This window comes from Aurantimonas litoralis (assembly GCF_026153195.1).
Taxonomy (GTDB): Bacteria; Pseudomonadota; Alphaproteobacteria; order Rhizobiales; family Rhizobiaceae; genus Aurantimonas; species Aurantimonas coralicida.
This window is the reverse complement of record NZ_JAPFBM010000003.1, coordinates 385,295-404,719: the sequence shown is the minus strand read 5'-3', so window position 1 is coordinate 404,719 and position 19,425 is coordinate 385,295. Positions and strand designations below refer to the sequence as shown.

At 67.7% G+C, this 19,425-nt stretch carries 18 protein-coding genes; 6 read left to right on the top strand and 12 right to left on the bottom strand.

What is annotated here, in order from left to right; all coding sequences use genetic code 11:
* Positions 1-45: 45 nt before the first annotated feature.
* The 3 genes from N7I30_RS09340 to N7I30_RS09330 form a co-directional block, all read right to left on the bottom strand.
* Positions 46-2,253: a methyl-accepting chemotaxis protein gene (locus N7I30_RS09340; protein WP_498638339.1), complete on the bottom strand. Its 2,208-nt coding sequence runs from the start codon at positions 2,251-2,253 to the stop codon at positions 46-48.
* 195 nt (positions 2,254-2,448) lie between these two features.
* Positions 2,449-3,330 carry a C40 family peptidase gene (locus N7I30_RS09335; protein WP_498638337.1) on the bottom strand — a complete coding sequence of 294 codons (882 nt, stop codon included), beginning with the start codon at positions 3,328-3,330 and terminating at the stop codon, positions 2,449-2,451.
* A 78-nt stretch (positions 3,331-3,408) separates the two neighbouring features.
* A complete protein-coding gene (locus N7I30_RS09330; protein ID WP_498638334.1) occupies positions 3,409-4,818 on the bottom strand; it encodes a leucyl aminopeptidase family protein in 1,410 nt (469 codons plus the stop codon).
* A 105-nt stretch (positions 4,819-4,923) separates the two neighbouring features.
* Between N7I30_RS09330 and N7I30_RS09325 the strand changes: the two genes are divergently transcribed.
* Positions 4,924-5,769: a tetratricopeptide repeat protein gene (locus N7I30_RS09325; RefSeq protein WP_024351605.1), complete on the top strand. Its 846-nt coding sequence runs from the start codon at positions 4,924-4,926 to the stop codon at positions 5,767-5,769.
* Between the two features lie 300 nt (positions 5,770-6,069).
* On the opposite strand, the gene N7I30_RS09320 is transcribed toward N7I30_RS09325, so the two are convergent.
* From N7I30_RS09320 to N7I30_RS09280, 9 genes are all read right to left on the bottom strand, one after another.
* Entirely contained in the window at positions 6,070-7,056 is a 987-nt protein-coding gene (locus N7I30_RS09320) for a type II secretion system F family protein (RefSeq protein WP_370194676.1), read from the bottom strand.
* A 54-nt stretch (positions 7,057-7,110) separates the two neighbouring features.
* Positions 7,111-8,118 (bottom strand): type II secretion system F family protein, encoded by a 1,008-nt coding sequence (locus N7I30_RS09315; RefSeq protein ID WP_230788712.1) that lies wholly within the window; start codon positions 8,116-8,118, stop codon positions 7,111-7,113.
* Positions 8,118-9,611, bottom strand: coding sequence for a TadA family conjugal transfer-associated ATPase (locus N7I30_RS09310; RefSeq protein ID WP_498638331.1), 1,494 nt, complete (start codon positions 9,609-9,611; stop codon positions 8,118-8,120). Before N7I30_RS09310 ends, N7I30_RS09315 begins: the two co-directional genes overlap by 1 nt.
* Positions 9,612-9,618: 7 nt before the next feature.
* Entirely contained in the window at positions 9,619-10,893 is a 1,275-nt protein-coding gene (locus tag N7I30_RS09305) for a CpaE/TadZ family protein (protein WP_228239950.1), read from the bottom strand.
* Positions 10,894-10,910: 17 nt separating this feature from the next.
* Positions 10,911-11,621: a CpaD family pilus assembly protein gene (locus N7I30_RS09300; RefSeq protein WP_228239951.1), complete on the bottom strand. Its 711-nt coding sequence runs from the start codon at positions 11,619-11,621 to the stop codon at positions 10,911-10,913.
* 20 nt (positions 11,622-11,641) lie between these two features.
* Positions 11,642-13,222, bottom strand: coding sequence for a type II and III secretion system protein family protein (locus N7I30_RS09295; RefSeq protein ID WP_244495461.1), 1,581 nt, complete (start codon positions 13,220-13,222; stop codon positions 11,642-11,644).
* A 35-nt stretch (positions 13,223-13,257) separates the two neighbouring features.
* Entirely contained in the window at positions 13,258-14,076 is an 819-nt protein-coding gene (gene cpaB / locus N7I30_RS09290) for a Flp pilus assembly protein CpaB (protein ID WP_024351598.1), read from the bottom strand.
* A 111-nt stretch (positions 14,077-14,187) separates the two neighbouring features.
* Positions 14,188-14,700, bottom strand: coding sequence for an A24 family peptidase (locus N7I30_RS09285; protein WP_498638328.1), 513 nt, complete (start codon positions 14,698-14,700; stop codon positions 14,188-14,190).
* A 97-nt stretch (positions 14,701-14,797) separates the two neighbouring features.
* The gene (locus N7I30_RS09280) at positions 14,798-14,983 is read right to left on the bottom strand and encodes a Flp family type IVb pilin (protein WP_024351596.1); all 186 of its coding nucleotides are present in this window, start codon (positions 14,981-14,983) and stop codon (positions 14,798-14,800) included.
* Positions 14,984-15,223: 240 nt separating this feature from the next.
* On the opposite strand from N7I30_RS09280, the gene N7I30_RS09275 reads away from it, so the two are divergent.
* The 5 genes from N7I30_RS09275 to N7I30_RS09255 all read left to right on the top strand — a co-directional run bounded on the left by N7I30_RS09275 (position 15,224) and on the right by N7I30_RS09255 (position 19,416).
* Positions 15,224-15,688 carry a pilus assembly protein N-terminal domain-containing protein gene (locus N7I30_RS09275; protein ID WP_244495462.1) on the top strand — a complete coding sequence of 155 codons (465 nt, stop codon included), beginning with the start codon at positions 15,224-15,226 and terminating at the stop codon, positions 15,686-15,688.
* A 148-nt stretch (positions 15,689-15,836) separates the two neighbouring features.
* Positions 15,837-17,030 carry a phosphopentomutase gene (locus tag N7I30_RS09270; RefSeq protein ID WP_498638326.1) on the top strand — a complete coding sequence of 398 codons (1,194 nt, stop codon included), beginning with the start codon at positions 15,837-15,839 and terminating at the stop codon, positions 17,028-17,030.
* Positions 17,031-17,083: 53 nt separating this feature from the next.
* Positions 17,084-18,079, top strand: a complete 996-nt coding sequence (locus N7I30_RS09265; RefSeq protein ID WP_498638483.1) for an adenosine deaminase — start codon at positions 17,084-17,086, stop codon at positions 18,077-18,079.
* A 33-nt stretch (positions 18,080-18,112) separates the two neighbouring features.
* Entirely contained in the window at positions 18,113-18,742 is a 630-nt protein-coding gene (gene upp, locus N7I30_RS09260; RefSeq protein ID WP_009208086.1) for a uracil phosphoribosyltransferase, read from the top strand.
* Between the two features lie 137 nt (positions 18,743-18,879).
* The gene (locus N7I30_RS09255) at positions 18,880-19,416 is read left to right on the top strand and encodes a retropepsin-like aspartic protease family protein (RefSeq protein WP_498638323.1); all 537 of its coding nucleotides are present in this window, start codon (positions 18,880-18,882) and stop codon (positions 19,414-19,416) included.
* Positions 19,417-19,425 lie beyond the last annotated feature (9 nt).

The following is a 19,425-nucleotide window of genomic DNA, read 5'->3' as shown; positions in this document are numbered from 1 at the left end:
GTTCGACTGCGCAACGGGGCGGCCCGAGCCGCCCGGTGACAAGGCTCAGAACTCTTCCCAGCCCTCGCTCTGCGGCGCGGTGTTGCGTGCAGCCGCAGCACCGCCGCGACCGGTCTGGCGCATCTGAACGACGGGCGCCTTGGGAGCCGCCGGGCGCGACCGCGACGGGCGTGCCTGCCGGCCGGTCTCCGCGCGGGTGCGGAAGCGGCCGGTGAGCTGATCCAGCGCATCGGCGTCCTTGGCCAGCGTCTGGCTGGCCGCCGTCGCCTCTTCCACCATCGCGGCGTTCTGCTGGGTCACCTTGTCCATCTGGTCGGCGGCACCCGAGACTTCGCGCAGGCTGGTCGCCTGTTCACGGGCGCTCGACGCAATGGTCGAGATGACCTCCGCCATGGCGCTGACTTCGGTGACGATCTCTTCCAGCGACTTGCCGGACGCCGTGACCAGTTCGACACCGGTGCCGACCTGCTCGCGGGACGTCGCGATCAGCGTCTTGATCTCCTTGGCAGCTTCCGCCGAGCGCTGGGCGAGGCCGCGCACTTCCTGGGCGACGACCGCAAAGCCCTTGCCCGCCTCGCCGGCCCGTGCCGCCTCGACGCCAGCATTCAGGGCCAGGAGATTGGTCTGGAAGGCGATCTCGTCGATGACGGAGATGATCGAATTGATCTTTTCCGAAGACTGCTCGATCTGGCCCATGGCCGCGACCGCCTTGCCGACCACCTCGCCGCCCTTCTGCGCCTTGCCCCGCGCGTCGGAGGCGACGCGCTGTGCCTTGCCGGCGCTCTCTGCCGTATCGTTGACCGCCTGCGTCACCACGCTGAGCGCCGCGACCGTCTGTTCGAGGCTGGCCGCCTGCTGCTCGGTGCGATGCGCCAGGTCGTTCGACGCGGTGGTGATTTCGCCCAGCCCCATGCGGATCGAACCGACCGCATTGACGACGCCCCCGACGGTCTCCTCCAGCGTGGCGACGGACTGGTTGTAGAGGTCGCAGATCTCCTCGAAGCCCGCCATGCGGGCCCGGTCGAGGCGGGCCGTGAGGTCACCCTCAGACAGCGCCCGGAAGGCCGGCGCGATGCCGGCGATGAACGCCTGGCGCGCCGTCTCCGCCGCATCGATCTCGGCGCTGCGGCGCTGTTCCAGGCCCAGACGCTCGGCTTCCTGGCGCTCGGCGATCATCGCACGCTTCTGCTCCTCCGAACGGCGGAACGACAGGAGGGCCTTCACCATGTCGCCGATCTCGTCCTTGCGGTCGCCGTCGGGCACGCGGGCGGTCATATCGCCGGCGGCGAAGTCGCGCATGGCGGCGGCGGTGACCGAGATCGGCGTGGCGATCGACCGGCCGACGACGAGGACGGTGGCCGCGATGATCAGCGTCAGCAAGGCCGCCAGGGCCAGAACGATCTTGAGGGCCAGGGACGAGGCGGCGGCACTGGCCGCCTCGGCGTCGACGCGCGTCGCCGCCACGCCCGACAGGATCGTCTGGAACAGCGGCTCGACCTCGGCGAAGACCGCGCTCAGTTCCTGACGCAGCGCCGCTTCAGCCGCCATCGCCTCGGCATAGCCGGCAAAATTGCCGGTGTAGATTGCAAGGTCGGCCAGCACCGCATTGCGCGTCTGCACCGAACCGAAGGCGGCCGGGCCGACGCTCGCCAGGTCGCTGGCCTGGGCGTTCAGCCGCTCGACATATTTGAGGTCGCCGCGAAGGATGAAATCCTTCTCGTGCCGGCGCAGCATCAGCATCATCACCTGCAGCGAGGGATTGCCCACCTCGCTCAGTTCGGCTTCGAGATCGTGGACCGCGGTCCGCAGCGCGCCCTGCAGGCCGGAATTCTCGTCGAGGCCGAGCGAGCGATTGACCGCCGCCGCCTGCTCGAACAGCTCGCCATAGCGGGTGAAACTGCGGCGCATGGCCTCCGCTTCGCCGGCCAGTCGGCTCAGACCGCCCGCCTGCAACCGGTCGGACAGGTTCTGGAACGCGTCCGCGAGACGGGCGCGGACGGCGGCGTGCTTGGCGATATCGGCCTCGGTCCGGCGCAGGAAGAAGTCCTTCTCGGCGCGCCGCGCCTGCAGGAAGTCCACCTCGATGCGCTGCGTCACCCGTTCGGCGTCCCGCGCGCTGTCGATCACCGCCGCATAATCCGACCGGATGCTCTGGTCGGTGACGAAAATGGCAGCGAGAGCCAGCATGCCGGCAATACTGACCACCGCGATCGCGGCGATACGGGTAGAAATCTTCAGGTCCGAAAGCTGCACGGCAGGGCATGTCCTATGGCATCAAAGGCGTTCGGGGAGGGCGAACGCGGCAATCCATGCGTCTAGGCTGCGCTGCTTAACAACGCCTTAACCATCCGGGTTTTCAGCGCTTCGTAAGCCGGCCAAACCATTGCAATTCCTGACGTCCTGCGGCCGCGGCGTGCCATGCCTCGCCGCGGCGCAGCCGGGTGCGGATCAGCCGTGGACCGCAGCGGCGGGCCGCAATCGCCTGACGCTGGTGACCGCAATGCCCCGCTCCTCGAAGCGCGCCATGGTCTCCATCAGCGGCTCGATCGCCGTCAGCATGTGATGCGCGTTGGCGTGCAGAAGCCGGGCGCCGTCGAGCATGATCCCGACATGCCCCTTCCAGAAGACCAGATCGCCGCGCTGCAGTGCCTCGACGCCGGCAACCCGCGTGCCGAGCGCGCGCTCCTGCATGTCGGTGTCGCGCGGGGCGTCGATCCCGGCCATCTGGCAGGCGATCTGGACGAGGCCCGAACAGTCGATGCCCGACGCGCTCTTGCCGCCCCACAGATAGGGCACGCCGAGGAAGCGCTCGGCGATGGCGACATAGTCGTCAGCGATGTCGGCGACCGGCTCCAGATGCTGGAGGACGACCGCTCCCGCCGGCTCGATCCGGGCATAGGCGGCGTTGTGGTCCTGCCCAGCACCGACCACCGCCAGGGCGGCGCCCATCGGCAGGTCGTGGAGCGGCGGCAGCTTGATGTCGTAGCCGGGAAAGACCAGCGTACGCGGGACGCAGACCCGGTGCGTCGGGGCGGCGCCGGGCCGGCCGAGCGCCGCGCTCGGCACATAGCCGACATAGCCGTCGTTCCGGAGCTGGACCCAGGCCCACCCTTCGTCGTCCTCGTCGAAGACGGTGACGGCCTCGCCGAACAGTGCCTCGGTATCGAGCGGGGCATTGCCGGCCGGATGCCGCCGGACCGGCGCCAGGGCGGCGATGATCCGGCGCGGGACCCCGTCGACGAAGCGATCGGCCGTGACCTGCCCCTCGAGCCGGCGGTCGGCGAGATCGGGGCGCACGGCGTTGAGGCGGGGATCGGGGGAGCCGGTCATGAACGCGTCTGCCTTGCTGTGCGAAACGAAGAAGATGCAACCGGCCCGCATAAGCCGATCGCCTGCGGTGCCAAGCCGTCAGCGCCGCGGAAAGCGTGCCTTCAGCACCCGGAAGAGCGCACGGGTGGCATGGGCCTCGCCGCCGACGGGGCCGATCGGGCTCGCCTTGGCGCGCCAGCCATAGACATCGAAATGCGACCAGCTTTCGGCCTTTTCGACGAAGCCCTGCAGAAACAGTGCGGCCGTCACCGCACCGGCGAAGCCGTCGCTGGTGACATTGTTGATGTCGGCGACCCGTGACGAGAGGTTGGCGGCATAGGGCGCCCAGAGCGGCATCCGCCAGACCGGGTCGGCCACCGCCATACTCGCCGCGGCGAGATCCCCGGCAAAGCCGTCATCGTCGGTGAAGAAGGGCGGCAGGTCGGGCCCGAGCGCCACGCGGGCCGCACCGGTCAAGGTCGCCATGTCGATCAGGAGCTGCGGCGCCTCCTCGTCGGCCAGCGCCAGGGCGTCGGCGAGCACCAGCCGGCCCTCGGCATCGGTGTTGCCGATCTCCACCGTCTTGCCCTTGCGGCTGTGCAGGATGTCGCCGGGACGGAAGGCGTTGGCCGAGATCGCGTTCTCCACCGCCGGGATCAGCACCCGCAGATGCAGATCGAGCCCACAGGCCATGATCATGTGGGCAAGGCCCAGCACGTTGGCGGCGCCGCCCATGTCCTTCTTCATCAGGAGCATGCCCGAGGCCGGCTTGATGTCGAGCCCGCCGGTGTCGAAGCAGACGCCCTTGCCGACGAGGGTCACCTTCGGGGCGCCCGCCCGCCCCCAGCGCATGTCGATCAGGCGCGGCGCCGAGGCGCTGGCCCGGCCGACGGCGTGGATCATCGGGAAATTCTCTTCAAGCAGCACGTCACCCTCGATCGTCGTCACGGCCGCGCCGAACGCATCGGCCAGCGCCCGGGCCGCCGCTTCCAGTTCGGCCGGTCCCATGTCGCTGGTCGGGGTGTTGATGAGGTCGCGGGTCAGCGACACGCCGGCCGCCAGCGCCTGCGCCTCGGCGGCATCGACGTTGCTGGGCGGTGCGAAGCGGATGTCGGCCGCCGCGTCCTCGTCCTTGCGTCCGGTGCGGTAGCGTTCGAAGCGGTAGCCGCCGAGAAGCACGGCCAGTGTCGCCAGCGATCCGTCGAGATCGGCGCCCTCGGCAAGCTGCCAGTCGCCCGCCGGCAGATGGGTCGCCAGCGCACCGGCCACGAGCGCCCGGCGCGCGGCCGCGCCCTCCCCCGTTCCGGCGGCCTTGCCGAGGCCGAGAATGGCGCCGGCAGTCGCCCCCTCGGCATCGGGCACCAGCAGCACCTGGCCGGCGCCGGCCTCGAACCGCGTCGCCTTGGCCCAGCGCCGCGCCGCCTCCGGCAGGTCGTCGAGCCCGTCACGGGTCGCCGTCCAGACAGGCAGGGCGGTTGCGGCATTGTCGCTGGCAAGGGTGATCGGCATGGGGCGTGTCCTGAGGTTTGCGTTCTGGGACCGGCATTAACCGGTCATTAGGGTTAACGAAATACTCTCACCGTCGAAGGCCATCTCGTTTTCGATGCGGCCGACATGCAGGCGGAACAGGAGCAGATCATGGTCGGGCGCGGAACTAGTTCGGGACGCCGTGCGAAACAGGGGCTGCTCCTGGGCGCATGCCTCGCCCTGATGGTAACCCAGGGCTGCGGCTCCGTGTCCAACGAGACCACCGGTTCGATCCAGCGCCCCGCGCAGCAGGGCCGCACGGTGGCCCAGATGAACACCACCGAATTGCAGTCGGCCGTGCGCACCTATGGCGCCGCCTATGACCGCGACCCCAAGAACAAGCCCACCGGCCTCTCCTATGCCGCCGCCCTGCAGATGGCCGGACGCAACGACCAGTCGCTGGCGGTGATGCAGCAGATGGCGATCGCCCATCCGGAAGATCGCGACGTCCTCGCGGCCTACGGCAAGGCGCTGGCCGCCGCCGGCGACCTGCCCAAGGCGCTGGAGACCATTCGCCGCGCCCAGACCCCGGACTATCCCGACTGGCGGCTCTATTCCGCCGAGGGTGCCATTCTCGACCAGATGGGCCAGCAGGTTCCGGCGCGCACGCTCTATCGCAAGGCACTGGACATGCAGCCGAACGAGCCGACGATCTTGTCCAATCTCGGCATGTCCTACCTTCTCGGCAACGATCTGAAGTCGGCCGAATCCTATCTGCGCTCCGCCGCCTCCCAGCCCGGCAGCGACAGCCGCGTGCGCCAGAACCTGGCGCTGGTCGTCGGCCTGCAGGGCCGCTTCGACGAGGCCGAGAAGATCGCCAGCAGCGAACTGCCGCCGGCCGAGGCGGAAGCCAATGTCGCCTTCCTCAAGGCGATGCTCGCCCAGCAGAACACCTGGGCGATGCTGAAGGACAAGGACAAGGCCGAGAACTGATCGGCCCGACCGCCTCACGCTGACGGTTCCAAGACATGAAAAGGGCGCATCCTCGGGGGGGCGCCCTTTTTGCATTGACGGCTGCTGCGTCCCCACCTCAAGCTTGTCCGCCGCGAACAGGGAAGCCGGACAGCCGTGGCCGAGCTTCATGTGTCCGGGCGTTGCGCCGTCCCTTCGCTATAAGGCTCTGAGATCGTCCCCCGCGGGGTCATGAAGGTCCTGTCGGCACCCTGCGAGGCGGGCTCCACGGCGCGGCCCGACACGGTCCGGCAGGCACCGGGCGCCCTGCTGGCGGTCTCGTTACTGGACGGCCATGACCTTGATGATCGCCGGGCCGATGATGACGGCGAACAGCACCGGCAGGAAGAACACGATCATCGGCACGGTGAGCTTCGGCGGCAGCGCGGCGGCCTTCTTCTCGGCGAGGTTCATCCGCTGGTCGCGGTTTTCCTGCGACAGCGTCCGCAGCGCGGTGCCCAGCGGCGTGCCGTAGCGCTCGGCCTGGACCAGCGCCGTACAGACCGTGCGCACGCCGTCGAGGCCGGTCCGGGTGGCCAGGTTGTCATAGGCCACCTTGCGGTCCGGCAGATAGGACAGCTCGGCGCAGACCAGCACCAGCTCCTCGGCCAGCGGGATCGACTGGATGCCGATCTCCTCGGCGACCCGGCGGAAGGCCGCCTCGATCGAATTGCCCGATTCCACGCAGATCAGCAGCAGATCCAGGGCATCCGGCCAGGCCCGGCTGATCGACAGCCGGCGCTTGGTGGCGCGGTTCTTCACGAAGAAGATCGGCGCGACAAAGCCGACATAGGCGACGCCGAGGCAGATCGCGATGCGCATCATCGTCGGGTGCGTGTCGAGGAGGCCGAGGCCGAAGACGTAGAACAGTGCCAGGGCGAACATCAGGAGCGGCAGGACGGCGCGCGCGAACAGGAACAGGGTCAGCGGTCGCTGGCCGCGATAGCCGGCATTGCGCAGGCTCGTCACGGTCTTGTCGTCGGCCAGCGCCGTGCGCAGGTTGAGCCGCTCGACGACGAGGCTGGCGACGCCCTTGCTGTCCTGCTGGCGCAGGCCCGAGCGACCGCGCTCGTTCTCGGCCGCCATGCGCGCCCGCTCGCGCGCCCGCATCTCGTCGCGCTCCAGCGCCACCGCCTTCATCCGGCTCTTCAGCTGGTTGCCGGCGAGCATCGGCATGGCGATGGCGATGAAGGTGGTGAACACCGCGATCGCCATGACCACGCTGGCGGCGACCGCCGGGGACACTCCGATGAGCGCGAACATATCCATACTCGTCTGCACCTTCCGCTTCGGCTGCGCCTTCTGAGCGGCGCCGGTCGGCCCTTAGAAATCGAAGCTGATCATCTTCTTCATTACGAAGACGCCGGTCGCCATCCACAGTCCCGAGATCGCCAGGATCAGATGGCCGGTGCCGGAGGTGAAGAGGACCGAGATGTAATCGGGCGTCGTGATGTAGACGAGGCTGGCGACGACCACCGGCAGCGCGCCGATGATGCCGCCGGAGGCCTTGGCTTCCATCGACATCGCCTGCACCTTGGCGCGCATCTTCTTGCGGTCGCGCAGCACGTTCGACAGGTTGCCGAGCGCTTCCGACAGATTGCCGCCGGCCTGCGACTGGATGGCGATGACGATGGCGAAGAAGTTCGCCTCGGGCGTCGGAATGTTGCGATAGAGCTTCTCGACCGCCTCGGAGATCGGCACGCCCATCTGCTGGCTCTCGATGATCTTGCGGAACTCGCTGCGCACCGGCTCCAGCGTCTCGCCGGAGACGATCCTGAGCGTGTCGTTCAGCGGCAGGCCGGATTTCACGCCGCGCACGATCAGATCGATGGCGTTGGGAAACTCCTCGCCGAATTTCTGGAAGCGCTTCTTGCGCGCCCGCGACAAAAGAAAGCGCGGCAGGCCGAGCCCGCCGACGACGACCGCACCGAGCAGCAGCAGCAACGGCGCGCCGAAGATCGCCGCCACGAACAGGCTGACGAAGCCCATGGCGATGCTGAGCAGCACGAACTGCTTGACGCTCATCGTCCAGCCGGCCTGTTCGAGCTGGCGCTGCAGGGTCAGCTTGCCGGTATGCTTGTCGCGCTCCTTCTGGCGCGACTCCAGCTCCTTCAGCGATGACTGAATCGTCTTGCGGCGCTTGTCCTGCTCCTTCAGCCGGTCGCGGGCGACCTTCAGCGAACGCCGCTCGGTGTCGTCGCGCGTATATTGCGCACGCCGGTTCTCCACCTTGCGTTCCTTGGCGATCCGCGGCTGCAGAAAGGCGAAGGCAAGCGCGCCGGCGGCGATCGTCGAGAACAGAATGAACAGGATGACGCCGGCCGGGCTCATTACAGCATCCCCGCCGGCTCGTCGGCGCCCGACGCGTCGAGGGCGGCGGCGAGGCGCTGCTCCTCGTTGTAGTAGCGCGCCCGGTCCCAGAAGGCCGGCCGGCCGATGCCGGTGGAGCGGTGCCGGCCGATGATCCGGCCCTGGGCGTCCTCGCCCGTCATGTCGTAGACGAACAGATCCTGCGTGGTGATCACGTCGCCCTCCATGCCGAGCACTTCGGTGATGTGGGTGATCCGGCGCGACCCGTCGCGCAGGCGCGCGGCCTGGACGATCACGTCGATGGAGCCGACGATGATCTCCTTGACGGTGCGCGAGGGCAGCGAGAAGCCGCCCATGGCGATCATCGATTCCATGCGGTTCAGGCACTCGCGCGGCGAGTTGGCGTGGATCGTGCCCATCGAGCCGTCATGGCCGGTGTTCATCGCCTGCAGGAGGTCGAAGACCTCCGGTCCGCGCACTTCGCCGACGATGATGCGTTCGGGCCGCATGCGCAGGCAGTTCTTGACCAGATCGCGCATGGTGATCTCGCCCTCGCCCTCGATGTTGGGCGGGCGGGTTTCCAGGCGCACGACATGGGGCTGCTGGAGCTGCAGCTCGGCCGAATCCTCGCAGGTGATGATCCGCTCGTCGGTGTCGATATAGCGGGTCAGGCAGTTCAGAAGCGTCGTCTTGCCCGAGCCGGTACCGCCGGAGATGACCACGTTGCAGCGGACCCGGCCGATGATCTGCAGGATCTGCGCGCCCTCCGGCGAGATCGCGCCGAACTGGACGAGCTGGTCGAGGGTGAGCTTGTCCTTCTTGAACTTACGAATGGTCAGCGTGGTGCCGTCGATGGACAGCGGCGGCGCGATGACGTTGACGCGGCTGCCGTCGGGCAGGCGCGCGTCGCAGATCGGCGAGGTCTCGTCGACGCGCCGGCCGACCTGGCTGACGATGCGCTGGCAGATATTCAGGAGCTGCTGGTTGTCGCGGAAGCGGACATTGGTCTCAAGCACCTTGCCGGCGACTTCGATGAAGGTCTGGCGGGCGCCGTTGACCATGATGTCGGCGATGTCGTCGCGCGCCAGCAACGGCTCCAGCGGCCCGTAGCCGAGGACGTCGTTGCAGATGTCGCTGAGCATGTCCTCCTGTTCGGAGATCGACATGGCGAAGCTCTTGATCGCGACGATGTCGTTGACGATGTCGCGGATTTCCTCGCGCGCGCTCTCGGCGTCGAGGCGGGCGAGCTGCGACAGGTCGATCGTGTCGATCAGCGCCGCGAAGACCTCGGCCTTGCGGGCGTAATAGCTGTCCGGCCGCACGGCCGCGGAATTGTCGCTCGCGGCGGCGGCTTCCCGCGGCGCCGCTGCCGCCGGCGGCGGCGTGACGGACGCCCGCGACACGGGCTCGCGCGGCTTGGGCGCCGGGACCGGCGCGGCCGACGGCTTCGGCAGGGTCGAGGTCAGACCCATGCCGGGATTGCTGCGAGGCTCGTTTCCGCGTTTGCCGAACATGCTGCCGCTACTCCCTGGTTGCTTTGCCGCTGTGGCGCAGCCGCTGGAGAAGGCCCTGCTTCTTCGGCTTCTTGGCCGTGCCGCGTCCGGTCAGGACGTGGGCGACGTGCTCGAAGGCCTCCACGGCCGGATGCTTGCCGTCGAGTTCGGCGAGCATCTGCCCGTTATTGGCCGCATTGCCGAAGGCCTGCGGGTCGAAATTGATCTGGGCGATCGGCTCGAGGCCGAGCGGATCGGCGAATTCCTCGGGCGAGATTTCCGGACGCCGCGGGATCGCCAGCTGGTTGAGGATCAGATGCGGCACCGGATCGTTGGGCCGCAGCTTTGCCAGCATGTCGACGAGGTTCTTGGCGTTGCGCAGATTGGCCAGATCCGGCGTCGCGGTGATGACGATCTGGTCGGCCGAGGCGAGAACGCTGCGGGTCCAGTCATTCCACACATGCGGAATGTCGAGCGCCACCACCGGCGCGCCGCGCTGGGCGGTCTCGATCAGCGCCGAGAAGGCCTCGGTCGAGAAGTCGTAAGTGCGGTCGAGCAGCGACGGCGCGGCCAGCAGCGACAGATGCTCGGCGCATTTCGACAGCAGCCGGTCGAGCATGGTGTCGTCCATGCGCTCGGCCGAGAACACCGCCTCGGCGATGCCCTGGGCCGGGTCCTGGTCGAAATTGATGTTGGCGGTGCCGAAGGGCAGATCGAGATCGGCGATCACCACGTCGCTGGAAAACAGCTTGGAGATCGACCAGGCCAGATTGTGGGCGATCGTCGAGGAGCCGACGCCGCCCTTGGCGCCGACAAAGGCGATCGAGCGGCCGAGCGGCTCGGAATCGGGCGCGGTGAACAACGAGCCGATGATGGTCATGATGTCGGCGATCGAGACCGGCGCGACGAGATATTCCGACACGCCGCGATGCATCAGGTCGCGATAGAGCGCCACGTCGTTGTAGTGACCGATGATGATCACCTTGGAGCCCGGGTCGCAGACCTCCGACAGGGATTCCAGCTCGCCGATGAGCTCGAGCGGCGGCAGCTTGGATTCCAGGATGACGAGGTTGGGCGTCGGCGCGCCGGAGAAATGCTCCACCGCGGCGCGGATGCCGCCGAGATTGACCCGCATGTGGGTCTTGGCCATGCGCCGGTCCGCCCCGGCATTCTCGATCGGCCGGGCCACGGCCTCGCTCTCGCAGAAGGCCTGGATGGAGATGCGGGGGATCGGCCGGACGTTCTCCAGACCGGCCGGATCGTCGAAGCTGGTGTCCGGCGCAGCGCGCGAAGCGGTAGACATGGTTTCCGCGGCTCCCATCAGTATTCGATTTCGCTGGAACCGGCCGCCGTCGTCGTCGGCTCGCCGCGCCGGTAATTGTCGAGCACCGTGGTGCGTCGGCCGGCATCGATGGAATCGACGCCGCGCGGCGACAGCAGATCACGCGGATCGGCAATCTGGGCGGCAAGGTTCTGCTGACTGGCGCAGCCGAAATTGAAGTAGTTCTTGTTCTCGGACGTGTCCGTCATGTCGTCGGGCCAGCGCCCGCACGGACCGGTCTTGGCGACCAGCGTCGCATAGGTCAGCCGGATCGGCGTCGGCCCTTCGGCGCCCACCGCCGAATAGGGCTGCACGAAGATCCGGTCGCGAGAGATGTAGCGGCCACGCAGCGCCTCGACGATCTCGTGCGAGACCCGGTCGGCGGCATACTGGTTGGCCGAGCCGGTCGGCAGCATCACCTGGATGGAATCGGCGCCCGAAGCCCGGAACCGGTCGCCGAAATGCTCGACGCGGCCGCGATTGGCGTAGGACAGGCGGGCGTCGGACATCACGATCGGAATGTCGATGGCTTCCTGGTCCTCCGACACGACGATCGGATGCCGGGTACGGTAGTCGTCGGGGATCGAGCCGACCTCGACATTGTGGACGTTGGCGCAACCGCCGGCGATCAGCATCGCGGCCAGCGGCAACAGGGCGGCCATGGACGTCCGGGGACGGCGGCGGCCGATGATCTGCGAACGGTCTTGCACCTGCGATCTCCCAGAACCGGTCATTTGTAGATGAAGCCGACGACGCCGTGATACCGGCCGGGTGGCAGCTTGGTTTCCATGTGGCCGTAGACGCGATTGACGCGGCCGAGGAAGTTGGCGGCACCGTCGCTGGACAGGGCGAAACCGTCGTCCGGGCGGGCCAGCGCCTGGCGCGGAACCGGGCGCACCAGATAGGGCGTGACGATGATCACCAGCTCGGTCTCGTAGCGCTGGAAGTCGCGCGAGCGGAACAGCGTGCCCAGCACCGGGATCTTCGACAGGCCGGGAAAGCCCGACATGACCTGGCGGGATTCGTCGCGCACGAGACCGGCGATGACCAGCGAGCCGCCCGACGGCAGCTCCACCGTCGTATCGGCCAGACGCTTGCGGATGCCGATGACGGCAGAACCCGACGCGGTCGAGCCACGGCCAAGATTGAACGGCGATTCGAAGGTCGGTTCGGAGACGCTGGTGCGCACCTTCAGGCTGATGCGGCCGGGCGACAGGACGACCGGCGTGAAGTCCAGGCCGATGCCGTACTCGACCAGCCGGCTGTCCAGCGTGACGACCTCGCCTTCGACCTCGGTGTCGACGATGCGGCCCGCATCGTCGCGGATGTTGGTGCGCTTTTCAGGCGTTATGGTGCGGCCGTCCGGGATGGAGAATTCGCCGCCGACCTTGAAGCTCGCCTTCTCGCCGCTGATCGCCGTCAGGCTGGGCTCGGCCAGGGTCCGCATGACGCCCGCCTGGTTCAGCGCCCGCAGCTGCGACTGGACGGTGTCGCCGCCCGAACTGTTGGTGATGCGGCCGAAGGTGTTGGACAGCGGATTGCCGAGACCGAACAGATTGTCGGTGGCGGCCGAATAGGCGACGCCGTCGATCGAGCCGCTGGCGATGGAATCGATGCCGAGCTGCTTGACCACCGAGCGCTGGACCTCGGCGACGGTGACCTTCAGCGTCACCTGGTCCTCGCCCTGGATCTGCAGGAGATTGACGATCTGGCTCTGGCGCCGGTCTTCCTGGGCAAAGCCGACATCACCATCACCGCCGCCGGCGCCGCCCGAGGCGGTCGCCTGCTGGATGTACTGGCCCGTGGTGCCCTCGCCGCCGGTCACAAACAGCCGCGCCAGACGCTCGACCTTGGCGGCGTCCTGGGGCGTCTGCACGGTGCCGTTCAGGACGACGTTGTCGTTCAGCATCTCGACCTGGACCACCGAGGACGGGACATATTTGCGGATCGTCGCCTCGAGCCCGTTGATGTCGCGCTCGATCTTCAGGTCGATGGACGCGATCTGGCGATTCTGCCGGTCGAAGACGACGATGTTGGTCTGGCCGATCTGCTTGCCGAAGATATAGATGCGCCGGGCGTCACGCGTGACCGCGTCGGCCACCGCGGGGTTCGCGACGAGGATGTCGTGGGCGTCGGCCTCGAGCACGATGACCTTGGTCTTGTTCAGACCGAGATTGATGGACTGGGAGCCCTGGCGGACGTTGACGACGGTCTGCTCGGCCTGGGCCGGCAGGGTCGTTGCCAGCGGCGCGAGTGCCGTGGACGCCGCGGCCATGACGACCACCAGTTTGCGAAGCCGGGCGCGTAGCATGTCGGATCCTCTCCAATCGTTCATCGGGTTGCCCGTCATTCCTTGGTGGTGATTTCGGAGGACTGGCCGTAGCGCACGACCCGGATCTTGCCGTTCCGGGCGTTCTCCTGAGCGAGAAGGAAGGCCGCATAGCCGGGCGAACCAGGCACGGAATCAGCGAGCGAGCGCAGCGACAGCACCAGACGGTCGGCGATCTGCTGGGCAGCGGTGAGGGCTTCGGCCTGGTCGGGATCGACTTCCAGCGTCGCGGTCGATCCGACCACGACCTTCTCGCCGTCCTTCTCCTGGATGGTCTGGTCGATGGCCAGGACCCGCAGATTGCGCAGGACGGTCTCGGTCAGGACCTGGTCGCCACGGTTCTCCGAGCTGGACACCCGGCGGGTCATGATGACGTCGACATGGTCGTTCGGCAGGACGAAGCCGCCGGCCGAGGTTTCGGCCGCGATCTGGACGGCGACCGCCCGCTTGCCGGCCGGCAACACGGCGGACATGAAGCCCTGGTCCGAGCGGATCAGCTTGGATTCGCGCACCGGTTCGCCGGCGAAGAAGGACTGGCGGGCCAGCGAGCCCTTGAGCGTCTCGATGGCGTCGGGCCGGTCGGATTTGCGGATCAGCGTCGGTCCGATGCCGTCCTCGGGCCAACTCTGCCAGTCGAGCGCCTCGTCCACCGCCTCGCCCATCGACAGGTCGCGGGACGTGACCAGCACTTCGGCCAACTTGATCGGCGGCTCGGCCGGCGCCGCGGTGATGATCACCGGTTCGGCCTTTTCGGGCTGCAGGTTCAAGGCGACGAATGCCGCACCCATGGCTGCGACCAATGCGACCGCCACAACTGCCATGCGGGCTAGATTCATCGGGCTACTCCTCGCAAACGAGGCCGCGACCATGCGGCTGTTCACGACGGTTATCGCCGACAAACCCTCAATGTATGGTTAACGAAACCTCTCCCGCCCGATCGGCAGGCCTCAGAACGGGGCGCTGCGGGCCGCGATGTCGATCCAGACACTGCCGGAATAGACGGTCAGGCCAGCAAGGCCGAGGGCAATTCCATAGGGAATGCCGGTCTCGCGCTCGAGCAGGCGATCGATGAAGGCGACTCCGGTTACGGGCTGCAGAAAGGCCCGGATGGTCAGGAGCCCGATCGTCAGGAGCCCGCCATAGATGCTGGCGAAGAGGATGTATTCGAGGAGCATGGGGGTGGGCCCGAACCACACTGCGGTGGCGGCCAGGAGCTTGGCGTCGCCGCCGCCCATCCAGCCCGCGGCGAACATGCCGAAGCAGACGGTCAGGCAGACGAGGCCGATGCCGAGATGGGCACCGATCGCACCGGGCGCCATGCCGGCCGCATAGGCGACGACGGGAAAGGCCAGGGCGAGAAGGATGGAGACGCGGTTGGCGATGGTCATCGTCACCAGATCCGACGCGGCCGCGCAGAGCATGGCGAAGGGGAAGATGACGAGGAGCGCAAGGGCCGTCACACGCCTACTCCAGTATCCAGGACCGGGCGAAGCATCTGCTCCGTCCCGGTCCTGATGATCTTGAAATCACGCGGCATCTCCACGCGATGCGTCGCAATTAGTTGATCGTGGAAGGCGTGGAGCCGAGCATCGTGCCGATGTTGGTGAAGGAGGTGGTCAGGCCGCCGGTCACGAACGGGAAAGCGGCGATCAGGGCGACAGCCATGATGGCGGCGATCAGGCCGTATTCGATGGCGGTCGCGCCGGACTCATCCTTGGCGAAGCGAGCGAAAAGCTTGGACATTGGGAACTCCTTGATATCCAGATACCCGTTTGAAGCAGTATCCCCGTCGACTGCCTTGTCGATCGGATTGAGCCATGTCTAAGGGTGGCCGGTTGCGATCGTCTTAAGCGGCGTGGTTTATTTTCCCTTCGCCTCTTGCGTCGAATTTTCATCTTTGCTTCACGACCGGGCTTAATCCTGCGTTTACCAAGACCGTTCTACCTAGAGTGAGGACTCCAGCAGCAGAACGGGATGAGCCACATGACCAGCACACTGCGCGCCGCACTGGCTGCGATCGCCGTTCTCGCCGCATGCGGGAATGCCGCCGCCTTCGACAGCCGCGATGTCCTGCCAGTCGAGGTGGATCACGCCCGGATCGTCCAGATCGACAACCCGGCCGCCACGGTGATCGTCGGCAATCCGGCGATCGTCGACGTGGAGGTGCTGTCCTCGAACCGCCTGGTCCTCACGGGCCGCAGCTACGGCATCACCAATCTCGTCATCCTCGACGCCAATGGCGACATCGTCATGGACCAGCAGGTCGCGGTGCAGAGCTTCGAGGACAACACGGTGCGGGTCTACCGCCAGGCCAGCCGCGTCACCTATGCCTGCGCCCCCAAATGCGAGCCGACCGTGACCATCGGCGACAATGTCGACAGCTTCGGCGAGGCCGCGCAGCAATATGCCCAGCGCCAGGGCATGGCGATGGATGCCGCCAAGCAGTAATCCTGCGCCCGCTCCTCGCGCGGAGCCACCCCACCTACCCTGTGAAACCGGCCCGGTCCGCCTATCTGCCTGACCACACGCCGCGTCGGCCCTGGCTGGCCGCCGGCGCCTGACAGGCCGGGACTCCGGTCGCGGCAAGGAGAGAATGTTGGCGCGCGCTGTTCTGATCGTTCTCGATTCCTTCGGGATCGGCCATGCAAGGGACGCCGAAGCTTTCGGCGACGCGGGAGCCGACACCTTCGGCCATATCCTCGAACGCGCCGAAGCCGGCGAGGCCGACCGTGCCGGCCTCAGACAGGGCCCGCTCTCCCTGCCCAACATGCGCCGGCTTGGCCTCTTCCATGCCGCGGGACTCGACGGCAAGGGATCGCCCGCGGGCCTCTGGGGCTCGGCCGGCGAAGTCTCCCATGGCAAGGACACCCCGTCCGGACATTGGGAAATCGCCGGCGTACCGGTGACCTTCGACTGGGGCTATTTCCCCCACACCGTGCCGACCTTCCCCGCCTCCCTGATCGCGCAGATCGGCGACGACGCCGACATTCCCGGCATTCTCGGCGACTGCCATGCCTCGGGCACCACGATCATCGCCGAACTCGGCGAGGAGAGCATCGCGTCCGGCAAGCCGATCTTCTACACCTCCTCCGACAGCGTCCTGCAGATCGCCGCCCACGAGACCCATTTCGGCCTGGAGCGGCTCTACGCGCTCTGCGCGGTCGCGCGGCGGCACGTCGATCCCTTGAATATCGGCCGGGTCATCGCGCGGCCCTTCACCGGCGAGACCGCGGCGACCTTCCGCCGGACCGCCAACCGCCGCGACTATTCGGTGCCGCCGCCCGAGCCCACCATCCTCGACCGCGCCGTCGCCGCCGGCCGCCGGGTCATCGCGATCGGCAAGATCGGCGACATCTTCGCCCATCAGGGCATCTCCAAGGTGCGCAAGGGCGACGGCAACATGGCGCTGTTCGACGCCATGCTGGGAGCGGTGGACGACGCGAGCGACGGCGACATCGTCTTCGCCAATTTCGTCGATTTCGACATGCTCTACGGCCACCGGCGCGATGTCGCCGGCTATGCGGCGGCGCTGGAATCTTTCGACGCCCGCCTGCCCGAGCTCGAAGCGCGCCTGCGGCCGGGCGATCTCGCCATCATCACCGCCGATCACGGCTGCGACCCGACCTTCCGCGGCACCGACCACACCCGCGAGAACGTGCCCGTGCTCGGCTTCGGGCCGGGCATCGCCGCCCGCGCCATCGGCCATCGCGAGACCTTCGCCGATATCGGCGAGAGCGTCGCCGCGCATCTGGGCCTGCCGAAAGGCCGCCACGGAACGAGCTTCCTGTGAAGGCCGACGCCGCCACGGCCCTCGCCCGCGCAAGGTCCGGCGGCGCCGTCCCCATGGCCGAACTCCATTGCCACATCGAGGGCGCGGCCCGCCCGGCACTGGTGCTGGAACTGGCGGAACGCCACGGCATCGATATCGGCGGTATCGTTCGCGACGGCGCCTATGTCTGGCACGACTTTACCAGCTTCCTCGCAGCCTATGATCGCGCCTCGCTGGTGTTCCGCGACGCGGCCGACTATGCCCGCCTCGCCGAGGACCATCTGACCGGCCTTGCGCGCGCCGGCGCGGTCTACGCCGAATTCTTCATCTCACCCGACCACGCGGCATCGGCCGGCGTGCCCGGCGAAGCCTATCTGGGCGGTCTCGCCGAAGGTGTCCGCCGCGCCAAGACCGCGACCGGCATCGAGGCGCGGATGATCGCTATCGGCGTCCGCCATCTCGGCGCGGACCGTGTCGAGGCCGCCGCACGCTTTGCCGCGACCCATGCGGTGCGCGAACCGCTTCTGACCGGCTTCGGCCTTGCCGGCGACGAGCGGATCGGCACGCCCCGGGACTTCGCCCCTGCCTTCGACATCGCCCGCGACGCCGGGCTCGGCCTGACCGCCCATGCCGGCGAATTCGAAGGCGCCGAGAATGTCCGCGAGACGGTCGAGATCCTTCGAACGAGCCGCATCGGCCATGGCGTGCGCGCGGTCGAGGCGCCGGACGTGGTGCGGATGCTGGCGGACAAGGGCATCATCCTCGAAGTCTGCCCCCACTCCAACCTCGCCCTCGGCGTCTATCCGGACGCGGCGTCGCATCCGCTGCGGCCGCTGATGGAGGCCGGCTGCCGGGTCACGCTGAACTCCGACGATCCGCCCTTTTTCGCCACCGATCTTGCGGCCGAATACGCCTTTGCCGCGTCTGCCGGCTTCGGGCCGGGCGACCGCCTCGGCTTCACCCGCAACGCCATCGAGGCCGCCTTCGTCGACGAAGCGACCCGGCAGCGTCTACTCCAGCAACTCGTTGTCTCGGCGATCGCCCTTGGCGCGCCGTCATCGTCCGGTTAAGCAGAAGCCAAATCAGCCAGAAAGCGAGGCCCCATGGACGGCGTCACCGTGATCGACCACCCGCTGGTCCAGCACAAGCTCACCATCATGCGCAACAAGGAGACCTCGACGGCGAGTTTCCGGCGGCTTTTGCGCGAGATCTCGACGCTCCTCTGCTACGAGGTCACGCGCAATCTCGACCTGACGACGATCCGGATCGAGACGCCGATGGAGGCGATGGATTCGCCCGTGCTGGAAGGCAAGAAGCTGGTCTTCGCCTCGATCCTGCGGGCCGGCAACGGCCTTCTGGAGGGCATGCTCGACCTCGTGCCGGCCGCCCGCGTCGCCCATATCGGGCTCTACCGCGACCACGAGACGCTGCAGCCGGTCGAATATTACTTCAAGGCGCCAGAGGATCTGGAAAACCGCCTCGTCATCGTCGTCGACCCGATGCTGGCTACGGCGAACTCGGCCATCGCGGCGATCGAGAAGCTGAAGGAGCGCGGCGCGAAGAACATCCGCTTCCTCTGCCTGCTGGCGGCCCCGGAAGGCATCGAGCGGTTCCGCACGGCCCATCCGGACGTCCCGGTCTTCACCGCCTCGATCGACCGGCATCTCAACGACAAGGGTTACATCGTGCCCGGCCTCGGCGACGCCGGCGACCGGATGTACGGCACCAAATAGCCGCCATGGCAGGCCGGTCTTAACCGATCGGCAACCGCGCCGGGCGATGGCCGCCCGGCATCGCCGGCTCTTCGCCTCCGGTTAACCCGGCCGCGCCCACACTGTCCGACCTAAGTCGCAACGGGTCGGACCGCCGGATGCAGAACTTCGTCATCATCCTTGCCGTGACCTCGCTGGTCGCGCTCGCCGTGCCCTCGGCCTTCGAGCACTACCGCGCCGGCATGCTGTCCGGCCAGGTGGAGACCGTCGAACGCGCCCCCGAGGTCATCGACGCGGCGGTGGAACGTCCCGCCAGCCTGTCCGGCCGCGTCGCGCGGCTCGCCGCCGATGCCAGCGGCCATTTCCGGACCGACACGCGGATGAACGGCCGCTCCGTGCCGGTCCTCGTGGACACCGGCGCAACCTACGTTTCCATCAACGACACCACCGCCCGCCGCCTCGGCGTCGCCCCGCAGCTCGATGAATATCGCTACACGGTGCAGACGGCGAATGGCGAGACCACGGCCGCCCTCGTCACGGTCGCGCGGATGCAGCTCGGCCCGATCGAACTGCGCGACGTCGACACGCTCGTCACCCGCGACGGCACCCTCCCCGTCGCCCTTCTCGGCATGAGCTTTCTCGGCCGCCTGTCGAAATTCGAGATCGCGAGCGATCAGCTGACGCTGAAGCAATAGGATGGGTCC